Origin of the sequence: Streptomyces sp. NPDC005752 (genome assembly GCF_040630715.1) — a bacterium.
Lineage (GTDB): Bacteria > Actinomycetota > Actinomycetes > Streptomycetales > Streptomycetaceae > Streptomyces.
The window spans coordinates 94646-107379 of the sequence record NZ_JBEXYB010000016.1; the positions used below are offsets into that span (position 1 = coordinate 94646).

The following is a 12734-nucleotide window of genomic DNA, read 5'->3' on the forward strand; positions in this document are numbered from 1 at the left end:
GGCACATTCCCATGACATCTCTGCGACTCGTAGCAGGTCACAGCCGCGGATCTGTCGCGCGACGCCTCGAGCGGAACGCGCCAACGAAAGATTGACGACCGCAAAGTCGAGCAAAGCGCCCACATTGCACACCAGCCACCACCCGCCTGGGCCGAGTAGTGCGTCCTCGGTGGTGCCAGGTGGCGACGCACCCGCCGGGCGCAGGCATCGGCGGCACCTCAGCAGGATGAGCCGCCGCCGATGCCTCACCGCTCACGCACGTCGACGAAGTCGCCCGCCGCGGTGGCCGTGCCCGAGGTGGACGAACCGCCGAAGCTCCAGCGCCAGTAGCCGTCGACCGAGGCTTTGACGGTGGTCTTCAGCGCGCCCGTGCCGGACGACGTGGCCGTCTTGACGGTGGAGTAGACGGAGCTGCCCTTCTTACGGAACTGCAGGCTGACCGTCTTGTCGGCGTAACCGGTGTACGTGTGCTTCACCCAGTCTGCCCGCTTGAGACTGCCGGTGACGGTGATCGTCTTACCCTTCGCCACCGGTTCGGGTGAGGCATTGACCGTGACCTTGGCCCAGCGCTTGACCTTCACGGTGCCGGAGGCGGTGACGACCTGCTCCGTCCTGAGCCCGCCACCGGGCTTCCAGAGCTGCGTCCGGACGCCGATCTTCCAGGTGGTGGCGTCGTTGTTCGAGTCGAGGTCGTAGCGCGGATCGATGTACAGGTTGCCCTCGCAGTCCGCGATCCGGGGAGTCGTCGGGTAACACGTGTAGATGCCCGTGCGGAGACCGCCGCTCTCCGCCCCCTCGGCCGCGGTCGTGCCGTGGTAGAGGAACGGCCATGTGCTCCAGCCGCTCATGTCGGCAGAGGTGTATCCGGAGGGGAGGGTGACACGGAAGGTGAGGGACGGTTCCTTCTCGTCCGTGGTGCCCACGATCACGGACTTGCCTCCGTTGACGACGACCCGGGAAACCGTGATCCCGGTGCTCGCGGCCTGCGCTGCGGGAGCCGTGACGGTGGAGAGAGCGACGGCCGCCCCCGCTATTGCGGCGACGGTGCCGGGTCTGCCAGTTTTCATGCGCACCTCGTTGCTGCGTACGTGCGGACAGGAGAACCGCCGCCCGGGACGATCATGTCCGAACGGCGGGGCGGCAGATTACCAGCGGTTCGGCCGGGCACTCCGAGCGGGGGCCCGGGACGTCGGCAGAGAGGGACCGGCGGGCATTCCCGGCTCAGCCCACGTCGTGGATGCGGTGCTCCCTCAGATCGGGTGCGTACCGGGCGACGGTGAGGTAGTCGGCGTCGTCGTGGAGGACGGCCAGTCCGTGGTGGGCAGCGGTGGCGGCAATGATCAGATCCACCGCAGAGGCACTCCGGTGCTGTCCCGCGCGGGCCATCCGCTGCTGTACCGCACCGATCCAGCGTCCGGCGTACTTCGGCACCGAAACGTCCGGGTAGAGGTCGTCGAACATGTCCACGATCTCGTCGTACTCGCCGCCGGTACGGGCGCTGTACAGAAATTCGGCGCGCTGCGGGAAACAGGAGCCGACCGCACCGGCGCAGACGGCGTCGTACCAGGTGGTCTGCAGCTCGGCGTCCCGGAGCAGCCGGACCAGACCCGACGTGTCGAGCAGATAGATCACCGATCGTCCTTCTCCGCACGATGGCGGCGCTCGGCATCCTCCACCGCGCCCCAGTGGCGCGCCCGCTCGAAGTGCCTGCTGATCCGCGCCGCACGGTCCTGCTGGTCCGCGTAGAACCGGAGCGCCAGATTGACAGCCTCCTTCTTGGTCCTGGCCTTGGACAGCGCCATCGTGCGCTCCAGCGCGTCATCGTCTATGTCGATCTGTGTCACTGACATCGGGCGCCTCCCAAGCAATGTTGGCCTTGTACAAAGAATTGTATGCCAGCAACATGAACGGCACCCGGCCCCCGGAGAGTCCGAGCCCGGTCACGTGACCGACCCCACCCCCCACTCCGTTCGAACTCCCGCAACAATGAGTACGTGATCACCTCGTCCGCACGGAGCCCCCGCCGCACCGAGCACGCGCCGACGCCCTACGTCGACCTGACACGGGCGGAGTGGAGCGCCCTGCGCGACAGGACCCCGCTGCCGCTGAGCGCCGAGGAGGTCGAGAAGCTGAGAGGGCTCGGCGACGTCATCGACCTCGACGAGGTCCGGGACGTCTACCTGCCGCTCTCCCGGTTGCTCAACCTCTACGTCCAGGCCACGTCCGGCCTGCGCGGCGCCCTGAACACCTTCCTGGGCGACGCGGGCAACGGACACGGCGCGCAGCGCGGCACCCCGTTCGTCATAGGGGTCGCGGGCAGCGTCGCCGTCGGCAAGTCCACCAGTGCCCGCATCCTGCAGGCGCTGCTGGCGCGCTGGCCCGAGCACCCCCGGGTGGAGCTGGTGACGACCGACGGGTTCCTGCTGCCGATGAAGGAGCTCGAAGCGCGTGGCCTGATGTCGCGCAAGGGGTTCCCCGAGTCGTACGACCGGCGCGCGCTGACCCGGTTCGTCGCCGACATCAAGGCCGGCAAGGACGAGGTGACGGCACCCGTCTACTCCCACCTGATCTACGACATCGTGCCGGGCGAGCGGCTGACCGTACGCCGCCCCGACATCCTGATCGTCGAAGGGCTGAACGTGCTGCAGCCCGCGCTGCCCGGCAAGGACGGCCGGACCAGGGTCGGGCTCGCCGACTACTTCGACTTCAGCGTGTACGTCGACGCGCGCGCCGAGGACATCGAGAACTGGTACCTCCACCGCTTCCGCAGGCTGCGTGAGACGGCGTTCCAGAACCCGTTCTCGTACTTCCGCAAGTACACGCAGGTCTCCGAGGCGGAGGCGCTGGACTACGCGCGCACCATGTGGCGGACCATCAACAAGCCCAACCTGCTGGAGAACGTGGCGCCCACGCGCGGCCGTGCCACTCTGGTGCTGCGCAAGGGGCCGGACCACAAGGTCCAGCGGCTCTCACTGCGCAAACTCTGACCAGGGAAAGGGTGCGCCCGTGCTGCATCTGCGCCTCATCGTGCCCGCCGAACGCACCGACGAGGTGGTGCGGTTGCTGGAGCGGACCGTGGGCACCGCGCACATCGCGGTGCTGACCGGAGCCGCACGGAGCCCGGTGGGCGATGTGGTCATGTGCGACGTGGCGCGGGAGTCCGGCGACGAACTGATCGGCGCGCTGCGGAAGGCGGGCATCGACAGCGACGGCTCGATCACCGTCGAGAACATAGATCTGACGCTGTCCAGGCGTGCCGAGGAAGCGGAGCGGGCGGCGCCGGGCGAGGGCGCGGACGCCGTGCTCTGGGAAGAGCTGAGCGAGGTGACCCACGAGGAGTCGACCTTCAGCGCCACCTACGTCGCCTTCCTCTCCGTCGCGACGATGCTCGCCGCGTGCGGAGTGATGCTGGACAACGCGGTGCTGATCGTGGGCGCGATGGCGGTGGGCCCGGAGTTCGGCCCGCTGGCCGGGATCTCGACGGCCCTGGTGCAGCGTGCGCCCCGACTGGTCGCGCGGTCCCTGTGGGCGCTGGTCGGCGGCTTCGCGGCGGCGATGGTGCTCACGGCGGGTTTCGCCTGGCTGATGGACCTGCTCGGGCTGTTCACCGAGGACATGGTCAAGGCGGAGAGGCCCAACACCGGTTTCATCTGGCACCCGGACTGGATGTCGTTCGTGGTCGCGCTCCTCGCGGGCATCGCGGGGACCCTTTCGCTGACCTCGGCGAAGTCCGGGGCGCTGATCGGGGTGGCGATCTCGGTGACCACGGTGCCGGCCGCCGCCAACGCGGCGGTCGCCTTCAGCTACCAGGACCTGGCACAGACGTGGGGGTCCTCGGCGCAACTGCTGGCCAACCTGGCCGGCATCGTCCTCGCCGGGACTCTGACGCTGCTGGTCCAGAAGGCGCTGTGGGCGGCGCAACGCCGGAGGGACCCGGCCGTGAGGCCGGGTCCCTCCGGTGGCTGAGGCCGTGTCAGCCGAGCGCGGACTTGACCACGTCGGCCAGCTGTCCGGCCACGGCGCGCGCCTGCTCCAGGTCGGCGGCCTCCACCATGACCCGTACGAGCGGCTCGGTGCCCGACTTGCGCAGGAGCACCCGTCCGGTGTCGCCCAGCTCGTGCTCGGCGCGGGCCACAGCGGTGGCGACCTCGGGTGAGGTGCCCACGCGTGACTTGTCGACGTCCGGCACGTTGATGAGGACCTGCGGGAGGCGCTGCATCACACCTGCCAGGTCGGCGAGCGTACGTCCGGTGGCGGCGACCCGGGCCGCGAGCATCAGCCCGGTCAGGGTGCCGTCGCCCGTCGTCGCGTGGTCCAGAACGATGACGTGGCCGGACTGTTCGCCGCCCAGCGCGAAGCCTTCGGCCTTCATCGACTCCAGGACATAGCGGTCACCGACCGCGGTCTGCACGAGCTGGATGCCCTCCCGCTCCATCGCCATCTTGAAGCCGAGGTTCGACATGACCGTGCCGACGACGGTGTCCTTGCGCAGGTGCCCGGACTCGCGCATGGCGAGGGCGAGCACGGCCAGGATCTGGTCGCCGTCGACCTCCTCGCCGGCCGCGTCCACGGCCAGGCAGCGGTCCGCGTCGCCGTCGTGCGCGATGCCGAGGTCCGCACCGTGCTCGACGACGGCCGCCCGCAGCAGCTCCATGTGGGTGGAACCGCAGCCCTCGTTGATGTTGAGGCCGTTCGGCTCGGCACCGATGGTGACGACCTCGGCCCCCGCCCTGGCGAACGCCTCGGGCGAGACACGGGCGGCGGCGCCGTGCGCCTCGTCGAGGACGACCTTGACTCCGTCGAGCCGGTTGGGGAGGACGCCGATGAGGTGGGCGACGTAACGGTCGAAGCCCTCGGTGTAATCGGTCACCCGGCCGACTCCTGCGCCCGTCGGCCGGCTCCAAGGCTCGCCGGTACGGTGCTGCTCGTACACCGTCTCGATGCGGTCCTCGAGCTCGTCGGCGAGCTTGTGGCCACCGCGGGCGAAGAACTTCACGCCGTTGTCGGGCATGGCGTTGTGGCTGGCCGAGAGCATGACACCGATGTCGGCGCCCAGCGAACCGGTGAGATACGCGACGGCGGGCGTCGGCAGCACACCGACGCGCAGGACGTCCACGCCGGCACTGGCGAGGCCCGCCACGACGGCGGCTTCCAGGAACTCTCCGGACGCACGGGGGTCGCGGCCCACCACAGCGGTCGGGCGATGCCCCTCGAAGGTGCCCGCCTCGGCGAGTACGTGCGCCGCCGCGACCGAGAGCCCGAGCGCGAGCTCTGCTGTCAGGTCCGCGTTGGCTACGCCGCGCACGCCGTCCGTGCCGAAGAGTCGTCCCACTGGTGTCCTCCGAAGGTGCTCCGAAACCACAAAAACCAAAGTACTGAAAACAGGGCAAAGCGAGGCAAGACACAGCAAAGAAAGGTGCGCCTGAAACCGCCGACCTTATAAACGTGCAAACGTCTTAGGCCGTTATACGCCCGCGCGGGCTGATAAACGAACGCCCCAGCAGCACGAGGTGTGCCGCCGGGGCGAACGTGTAAAGCAGACGAGCAGGCGATTTAGCGCTTGCTGTACTGCGGCGCCTTACGGGCCTTCTTGAGACCGGCCTTCTTGCGCTCGACCGCACGGTCGTCGCGGGAGAGGAATCCGGCCTTCTTCAGCGTGGCGCGGTTGTTGTCCGCGTCCGCCTCGTTCAGCGCACGGGCCACACCGAGGCGCAGGGCACCGGCCTGACCGGAGACGCCGCCACCCGAGATGCGGGCGATGACGTCGTAGCGGCCGTCGAGCTCGAGCACCTTGAAGGGCTCGTTGACTTCCTGCTGGTGCACCTTGTTGGGGAAGTAGTCCTCAAGGGTGCGACCGTTGATCTTCCACTTGCCGGTGCCCGGAACGATCCGGACGCGGGCGATGGCGTTCTTGCGACGGCCGAGGCCGGCCGCGGGCTGCGGGTCGCCGAAGCGGCCCGCGAGCGACTCGGAGGTGTACTCACCCTCGACGGGGACCTCCGACTCGAAGGTGGTCACCTCGGCGAAGGTCTCTTCGCCCTCGGTGCCCGCCGCGTCTTCGGCGGTCGTCTCAACAGTGGTCTCGGCCACGATTCTCCTCAGATCTTTCTTTACGTCTTAGGGGGGAGGCCGGAACTACTGCGCGACCTGGGTGATCTCGTACGGGACCGGCTGCTGCGCAGCGTGCGGGTGCTGGTCGCCCGCGTAGACCTTGAGCTTCGAGATCATCTGACGACCCAGGGTGTTCTTGGGGATCATGCCCTTGATGGCCTTCTCGACAGCCTTCTCGGGGTTCTTCGAGAGGAGCTCGTCGTAGCGCACCGAACGGAGACCGCCCGGGAAGCCCGAGTGGCGGTACGCCATCTTCTGGGTCTTCTTGTTGCCGGAGAGGTGAACCTTCTCGGCGTTGATGATGATGACGAAGTCGCCCATGTCCATGTGGGGGGCGTAGATCGCCTTGTGCTTGCCTCGGAGGAGGTTCGCAGCCGTGGTGGCCAGACGGCCCAGGACGATGTCCTCGGCGTCGATGATGTGCCACTGGCGAGTGACATCGCCGGGCTTGGGGCTGTACGTACGCACTTCGTAGCCTTCGCTTCTTCAGTGGATGAGGTCCAGACACATGGCACCTCTGAAGCGACCATGCAGCTGGGGCCCACAAATGCCGGGAACGTTGCCCGTATGCGAGCCACTGGTAACTGCTCCAGGGAACCTACGTAAGGGCCCTTCGCATGAGAACGACGAAGCCAATACGTAACAACCCCTGACAGTACCCGCCCCGCCCCGGACGGGTCAAAACGCGTCGGCCCTACCGCTGCCGCTGGACCCTGCGCTCGTCCCAGACGGGCTCCGTGGACTCCCGCACCACCCCGTCCGAGCCGAAGACCAGATACCGGTCGAAGGACTTGGCGAACCAGCGGTCGTGCGTGACGGCCATGACCGTCCCGTCGTACACCTCCAGCCCGTCCTGCAGGGCCTCGGCCGACTCCAGGTCCAGGTTGTCCGTCGGCTCGTCCAGCAGCAGCGCGGTCGTGCCGGACAGCTCCAGGAGCAGGATCTGGAACCGCGCTTGCTGCCCGCCGGACAGCCTCTCGAAGGCCTGGTCGCCCTGGCGCTCCAGTTCGTAGCGCCGCAGCACCGACATCGCGCCGCCGCGGTCCTTGGCGTGCTCCGTCCACAGGATCTCGACGAGCGTCTTGCCGAGCAGCTCCGGATGGGCGTGCGTCTGCGCGAAGTGCCCGGGCACGACCCGCGCACCGAGCTTCCACTCACCGGTGTGCGCCACGGGCTCCCCCGCCAGCAGCCGCAGGAAGTGTGACTTCCCCGACCCGTTGGAGCCGAGCACGGCGACCCGCTCCCCGTAGTAGACCTCCAGGTCGAACGGCTTCATCAGCCCGGTCAGCTCCAGACCGGTGCACGTCACCGCACGCACCCCGGTCCGGCCGCCGCGCAGCCGCATCCTGATGTCCTGCTCGCGGGGCGGCTCCGGCGGCGGTCCCGCGTCCTCGAACTTCTTGAAGCGCGTCTGCATCGCGTGGTAGCGGTTCGCCATGTCGGGGCTGTTCGCCGCCTGCTGCCGCATCCGCAGGACGAGCGCCTTCAGCCGCGCGTGCTCCTCCTCCCAGCGCCGCAGGAGCTCCTCGAAGCGCGCGAACCGTTCCTTGCGGGCCTGGTGGTACGTGGCGAAGCCGCCGCCGTGCACCCAGACGTCCGAGCCGGCCGGGCCGGGCTCCACGCTCACGATCTTCTGGGCAGCCCGGGAGAGCAGTTCCCGGTCGTGGGAGACGAAGAGCACCGTCTTACGGGTCTCCTTGAGCCTCTCCTCCAGCCACCGCTTGCCGGGGACGTCCAGGTAGTTGTCCGGCTCGTCGAGGAGCAGCACCTCGTCGGGACCGCGGAGCAGCGCCTCCAGCACCAGCCGCTTCTGCTCGCCGCCGCTGAGCGTGCGCACCTCCCGCCACTGCGCCTTCTCGTACGGGACGCCGAGTGCGGCCATGGTGCAGATGTCCCACAGCGTCTCGGCCTCGTACCCCCGCGCCTCCGCCCAGTCGCTCAGCGCCTGCGCGTACGCCATCTGCGCGGCCTCGTCGTCCACGCCGAGGATGCGCTCCTCAGCCGCGTCGACGGCGTTCGCCGCCTCCCTGATCCGGGGCTGGGCCACGGACACCAGCAGGTCGCGGACGGTCCGCTCGTCGCGTACGGAACCCACGAACTGGGCCATCACGCCGAGCCCGCCGCTCACCGAGACGGAGCCTCCGTGCGGCTGGAGCTCCCCCGCGAGCAGCTTCAGAAGAGTGGTCTTCCCCGCCCCGTTCGCGCCGACGAGGGCGACGACGGCACCGTCGGCCACCCGGAACGAAGCGTCGCCGAGCAGCACCCGTCCGTCCGGTAGGTAGTACTCCAGATGGCCCGCTTCAAGATGTCCCATGCACAGCATTGTCACGGCATACGAACCGTTGACCCAACCGGATTACGGTCGGTCTAGGATTCGCCGCATGAGCTTTGGGCAAGGGGGGCCCTCCTGGGGGCCGGGAGAGAGCCGGACTCCGGACTGGGCGGCACTGGCGGACGCGTCCGCCGCACGTGGCAGGCGCAGGAAGTGGCTGATGTTCGGCGGCGGTGCGCTGGCCACCGGAGTCGTGGCCGCGATCGTGGCCACGGCCGTCATCACGACCGGCGGAGGGGGCGGCGCCTCCGGGTCGGGCAAGAACGCGAGCGAGCTGCCGGCCCCCGCCGATCTGCCCTCGGACACCTCCGCCCCGGAGCCCTCCTTCTCCTCGGTGGCACCGCCGCCCCCGCCGGACCCGAAGGACTACATAGCCGACGAGAAGAAGGACAGGGCCCCGGTCACCGTCGACGCCTTCTTCCCCGGCAGAAAGCTCACCATGGGCGACCGCGTCTACGCCAAGGGCGCCACCGCCCGCACGACGAACTGCGCGACGACGACGCAGGGCGCCCTCGGCTCGATCCTCGACGGCAACGGCTGCGACCAGGTCATCCGCGCCACGTACAGCAAGGACGGAATCGCGGTCACCATCGGCCTCGCCGTGTTCGGCACCGAGGCGGAGGCCAGGAAGGCGGCCCAGCAGGCGTCCGGCGGCATCGCCTCCCTCAGCGGCTCCAGGGTCCCCACCTTCTGCCGCGGCGGATCCGTGTGCCGGCGTACCGCCAACTCCTACGGCCGTTACGCCTACTTCACGGTCGGCGGCTTCACCAGCGGGAAGAACGTGACCACGGCGTCCAAGGACGTGTACGCGGTCGGCGACGACCTGACCGACTTCACCTTCCGCCAGATCCGTCACCGGGGTGAGGTACAGGCCTCGGCAGCCGCGGGCGCGCCCGTCACCTGACCGTCCGCCGGTCTCCCCACGCACCAGTCCCGTCCACCCCCTCGAACGAGGACCCGTCGTCGTGCGTCTGACCTCCCTCTTCACCATCCCGCGCGTACTGCGCCACAGCGACGCGATAGGCGCGGGCCTGCCCCCGGACGACGCCGTGGTCCTCGACGCCCCGGACCCGTCGCTGCGGGTGGCCCTCGCCGCCGCGGCCGCGGGCCACCACGCCCCGGCCGCCGAGCTGCTCGCCGCCACGCGCGAGCACGCCCAGTGGGAGCACAGGGACACCTGCGTCTCCCGGCTCGCACGGGCCTCGCTGCACCATCCGGGCTGGCTCGACAGCTGGCTGGAGGACTCCCCCGAGGACCCCGACGCCGTACTCGTCAAGGCCGACCAGTACGTCTTCCAGGCTTGGAAGATACGGACCGGGGCCCGGGCCAGGCACGTCGAGGCCGACCAGTTCCAGGCGTTCCACACGGTGCTGCGGGACGCGGTGCCGGTGATCTCCGCCGCCGCCGAACTCAACCCCGACGACCCGGTCCCGTGGCGCATCGCGCTGACCCAGGCTCGGGGCATCGAGGCCCCGCGCGAGGTCTTCGACACCTATCTGGCCGAGGCCAACACCCGCGACCCGCATCACGAGGGATGCCACATCCAGGCGCTCCAGTACCTCTGCGCCAAGTGGTACGGCTCGCACGAGGAGATGTTCGCCTTCGCGGAGCGGGCGGCGGACCACGCGCCTCCGGGGTCCAAGCTCCACGCGCTGCCGCTCCAGGCCGTCGTGGAGTACCTGATCGCCGACGAGGAGACACCCGATCCCGACCCGTACGCGGAGCGCGCGGAGGCGGCGGTGACCCGCGCGCAGGCCCTGTCGGACAGCTACGCCCCCGGGGACCGTGAGGCCGCGGGCTTCCGCAACCACCTGGCCCTGGTCCTGTGGTCGATGGACCGCTACGAGGAGGCGCTCACCGCCTTCCGCAGCATCGGGGTGCACGCCACCACCTACCCCTGGACCTATTTCGGCGAGGCCCGTGCCGAGTTCCTGGAGGCCCGCTCCGACACCCGCGTCGAGCTCGCGATGAAGGTCCCCTTCTTCCGGCCCTCCCCCGGCCCTCCGGCCACCGGTACGCCGGACTGGGAGCGCGAGCTGGCCCCGCGGTCGGTCGCCATCGCCTCCACCGGCCCCACCGAGGTGGCCCACGCAGCCCTGATCTGCGGCCACAGCCTCCGGACCGCCCCGGCCGGCAATCACCACACGTACGTCGAGATCGTCCCGGACCCGGTACGCGCCAAGCGCGCGGCGCTGCTCCCCGAGGACCCGCTCACCGCGGCGGCCGACAACTTCACCACGGCCGAGGAATGGCCCGCGCTGGTCCTGCACCGCACCCCGGAGCGCAGCAGCTTCACCCTCCTGCACCGGGGCAGGAAGGTGGCGGACCACGCCTGGGAGACCGCCGCGCCCGCCGCCGACCACGCCAGGGCGGCCGCGACGGCCACCGCGCTCGCCCGTGTCTACGGCCTGTCCGACCCGCGTCCCCTCGCCCACATCCTGCGCGCCGCCGGGGACCCCTCCCGCCACCAGGGCGAACTCCTCGCCGCCCTGGGCCTCCCGCCGCTGCCCGCCGGATACGGCGGGCAGCAGGAGATCCTCGCAGGGCTCCCCGGCGCCCGGGTGCTGGCCCGCCGGGGGTTCCTCGCGGGCATGCGGGACACCCTCACCACGAAGGACGGCGTCCATCCGGAAGCCCCTCCCCAGGACGAACGGCACCCGGCCCACTGGTGGGTCCTGCGCACGGCGGCCCTGCTGCTCTTCACCTCGGCGGCGGCCTACGCCTGGTGGACGCCGGACATCGGCTGGTTCCGCTCCACCGTGATGACACTGCTGGCCGTGGACAGCGCGGCCAGGCTGGTGCGCGCCCTGCGCCGTCGGCCGGTCAGCAGCACCCCGCCCCCGGCAACGTCCTGACGTTGCGGGCCTCCACGGCCCTGGCAGCCAGCAACGCGTCCGCAGGGTAGGCCACTTCCTCCAGCGTCAGCCCGTGCGGCCGCACCACGTGCACCCCCGGGTCCCGCACCTTCGCCGCCAGCACCTCGGCCGGCCACGCGACGGGCCGGCGCCCGTCTCCCACGAACAGCGCCGCGCCCATCAGCGCCCGCACCATGTTGTGGCAGAACGCGTCGGCCTGCACGGTCGCCGTCAGCACACCGGTCTCCGTGTCCCGGACCCAGTGGAGCTTCTGCAGCGTACGGATGGTCGTGGCGCCCTCACGCTTCTTGCAGTACGCCGCGAAGTCGTGCTCCCCCACCATGAGGGCGGCCGCCTCGTTCATCGCGTCCTGGTCCAGCGGCCGGTCGTGCCACAGCACATGGCCCCGGAGCAGCGGGTCCACCCCGCCCGGCCGGTCCCCCACCCGGTACGCGTAACGCCGCCACAGCGCGGAGAAGCGCGCGTTGAACCCCGCCGCGGCCTCCGCCGCCCGCCAGATCCGTACGTCCTGCGGCAGGCGCCCCGCCATCCGCCGCAGCAGCTTCTCCTCGTGCTCCGCCCACACCTCGACCGGCAGGTCGACGTGCGCCACCTGCCCCCGCGCGTGCACCCCCGCATCGGTGCGCCCGGCGACCGTCAGGCCGTACGTCACCGACGACCGCGTCACGGTGCGCAGAGCGTCCTCGATCTCGCCCTGCACCGTGCGCCTGCTGGTCTGCTTCGCCCAGCCGGAGAAGTCCTTGCCGTCGTAGGAAAGGTCCAGCCGTACCCGTACGAATCCGGGCTCTGCCTCGTCACTCACCCGCAGATCCTCTCAAAACCGAACGGGCCCGCACCGCCCCGAAGGGTGATGCGGGCCCGTACCAGGGTCTCAGAACGCTCAGGCGTCCTTGGACTCCTCAGCGGCGGCGTCAGCCGGCTTGGCGTCCTCGACGGTCTCGGCCGGAGCCTCGTCCTTCTTGAGGGCGTCTTCCTTCACGGCGCGCTTCGTGGCGGCCTCGGCCTCACCGGTGGCGGCCTGCGCCACGGTCAGGGCCTCGACGAGCTCGATGACGGCCATCGGGGCGTTGTCGCCACGACGGTTGCCGATCTTGGTGATGCGGGTGTAACCACCGGGGCGGTTCTCGTACCGCGGGGCGATCTCGGTGAAGAGCGTGTGCACGATGCTCTTGTCCGTGATCGACTGCAGCACCAGGCGACGGTTGTGGATGTCGCCCTTCTTCGCCTTGGTGATGAAACGCTCGGCGACCGGACGCAGGCGGCGGGCCTTGGCCTCGGTCGTGGTGATGCGGCCGTGCTCGAACAGCGACTTCGCGAGGTTGATGAGAAGAAGCTTCTCGTGCGCAGCGCTGCCGCCCAGACGGGCACCCTTGGCGGGCTGAGGCATGGTGTTTCTCCTTGTGTGCTGCACCGGC

13 protein-coding genes are annotated in these 12734 nt (G+C 70.0%); 4 read left to right on the top strand and 9 right to left on the bottom strand.

All coding sequences use genetic code 11. The features are described 5' to 3' along the window. Positions 1–245: 245 nt before the first annotated feature. From ABZ441_RS15845 to ABZ441_RS15855, 3 genes are all read right to left on the bottom strand, one after another. Entirely contained in the window at positions 246–1067 is an 822-nt protein-coding gene (locus ABZ441_RS15845; RefSeq protein WP_358973462.1) for a hypothetical protein, read from the bottom strand. 154 nt (positions 1068–1221) lie between these two features. Then, positions 1222–1632: a PIN domain-containing protein gene (locus tag ABZ441_RS15850; protein WP_358973465.1), complete on the bottom strand. Its 411-nt coding sequence runs from the start codon at positions 1630–1632 to the stop codon at positions 1222–1224. Beyond that, entirely contained in the window at positions 1629–1850 is a 222-nt protein-coding gene (locus ABZ441_RS15855; RefSeq protein ID WP_358973468.1) for a type II toxin-antitoxin system VapB family antitoxin, read from the bottom strand. Before ABZ441_RS15855 ends, ABZ441_RS15850 begins: the two co-directional genes overlap by 4 nt. Before the next feature lie 144 nt (positions 1851–1994). Between ABZ441_RS15855 and coaA the strand changes: the two genes are divergently transcribed. Together coaA and ABZ441_RS15865 are read left to right on the top strand one after the other, a co-directional pair. Beyond that, on the top strand, positions 1995–2987 hold the full coding sequence (coaA, locus tag ABZ441_RS15860; RefSeq protein ID WP_358973471.1) for a type I pantothenate kinase: 993 nt from the start codon (positions 1995–1997) through the stop codon (positions 2985–2987). A gap of 19 nt (positions 2988–3006) precedes the next feature. Next, positions 3007–3966, top strand: coding sequence for a DUF389 domain-containing protein (locus ABZ441_RS15865; RefSeq protein WP_358973474.1), 960 nt, complete (start codon positions 3007–3009; stop codon positions 3964–3966). A gap of 7 nt (positions 3967–3973) precedes the next feature. On the opposite strand, the gene glmM is transcribed toward ABZ441_RS15865, so the two are convergent. The 4 genes from glmM to ABZ441_RS15885 all read right to left on the bottom strand — a co-directional run bounded on the left by glmM (position 3974) and on the right by ABZ441_RS15885 (position 8425). Then, complete coding sequence (glmM, locus tag ABZ441_RS15870) at positions 3974–5332, bottom strand: phosphoglucosamine mutase (protein WP_358973477.1); 1359 nt, start codon at positions 5330–5332, stop codon at positions 3974–3976. Between the two features lie 221 nt (positions 5333–5553). After that, the gene (gene rpsI / locus ABZ441_RS15875; RefSeq protein ID WP_307792626.1) at positions 5554–6018 is read right to left on the bottom strand and encodes a 30S ribosomal protein S9; all 465 of its coding nucleotides are present in this window, start codon (positions 6016–6018) and stop codon (positions 5554–5556) included. A gap of 117 nt (positions 6019–6135) precedes the next feature. Then, on the bottom strand, positions 6136–6579 hold the full coding sequence (gene rplM, locus ABZ441_RS15880) for a 50S ribosomal protein L13 (RefSeq protein ID WP_014154573.1): 444 nt from the start codon (positions 6577–6579) through the stop codon (positions 6136–6138). A 226-nt stretch (positions 6580–6805) separates the two neighbouring features. Continuing rightward, the gene (locus ABZ441_RS15885; protein ID WP_358973481.1) at positions 6806–8425 is read right to left on the bottom strand and encodes an ATP-binding cassette domain-containing protein; all 1620 of its coding nucleotides are present in this window, start codon (positions 8423–8425) and stop codon (positions 6806–6808) included. Between the two features lie 67 nt (positions 8426–8492). On the opposite strand from ABZ441_RS15885, the gene ABZ441_RS15890 reads away from it, so the two are divergent. Together ABZ441_RS15890 and ABZ441_RS15895 are read left to right on the top strand one after the other, a co-directional pair. Further along, positions 8493–9347: a hypothetical protein gene (locus ABZ441_RS15890; protein WP_358973484.1), complete on the top strand. Its 855-nt coding sequence runs from the start codon at positions 8493–8495 to the stop codon at positions 9345–9347. 61 nt (positions 9348–9408) lie between these two features. Next, on the top strand, positions 9409–11298 hold the full coding sequence (locus ABZ441_RS15895; protein WP_358973487.1) for a hypothetical protein: 1890 nt from the start codon (positions 9409–9411) through the stop codon (positions 11296–11298). On the opposite strand, the gene truA is transcribed toward ABZ441_RS15895, so the two are convergent. Both truA and rplQ read right to left on the bottom strand, forming a co-directional pair. Then, positions 11267–12121, bottom strand: a complete 855-nt coding sequence (gene truA / locus ABZ441_RS15900) for a tRNA pseudouridine(38-40) synthase TruA (protein WP_358973490.1) — start codon at positions 12119–12121, stop codon at positions 11267–11269. The genes ABZ441_RS15895 and truA overlap by 32 nt on opposite strands. A 78-nt stretch (positions 12122–12199) precedes the next feature. Next, the gene (gene rplQ, locus ABZ441_RS15905) at positions 12200–12706 is read right to left on the bottom strand and encodes a 50S ribosomal protein L17 (protein WP_205018356.1); all 507 of its coding nucleotides are present in this window, start codon (positions 12704–12706) and stop codon (positions 12200–12202) included. Positions 12707–12734 lie beyond the last annotated feature (28 nt).

What these genes read in the sequence shown, in the direction of transcription:
- ABZ441_RS15845 (WP_358973462.1), bottom strand. Translation starts at nt 1,067, where the DNA reads ATGAAAACTGGCAGACCCGGCACCGTCGCCGCAATAGCGGGGGCGGCC.
- ABZ441_RS15855 (WP_358973468.1), bottom strand. Translation starts at nt 1,850, where the DNA reads ATGTCAGTGACACAGATCGACATAGACGATGACGCGCTGGAGCGCACG.
- ABZ441_RS15885 (WP_358973481.1), bottom strand. Translation starts at nt 8,425, where the DNA reads ATGGGACATCTTGAAGCGGGCCATCTGGAGTACTACCTACCGGACGGA.
- ABZ441_RS15890 (WP_358973484.1), top strand. Translation starts at nt 8,493, where the DNA reads ATGAGCTTTGGGCAAGGGGGGCCCTCCTGGGGGCCGGGAGAGAGCCGG.
- rplQ (WP_205018356.1), bottom strand. Translation starts at nt 12,706, where the DNA reads ATGCCTCAGCCCGCCAAGGGTGCCCGTCTGGGCGGCAGCGCTGCGCAC.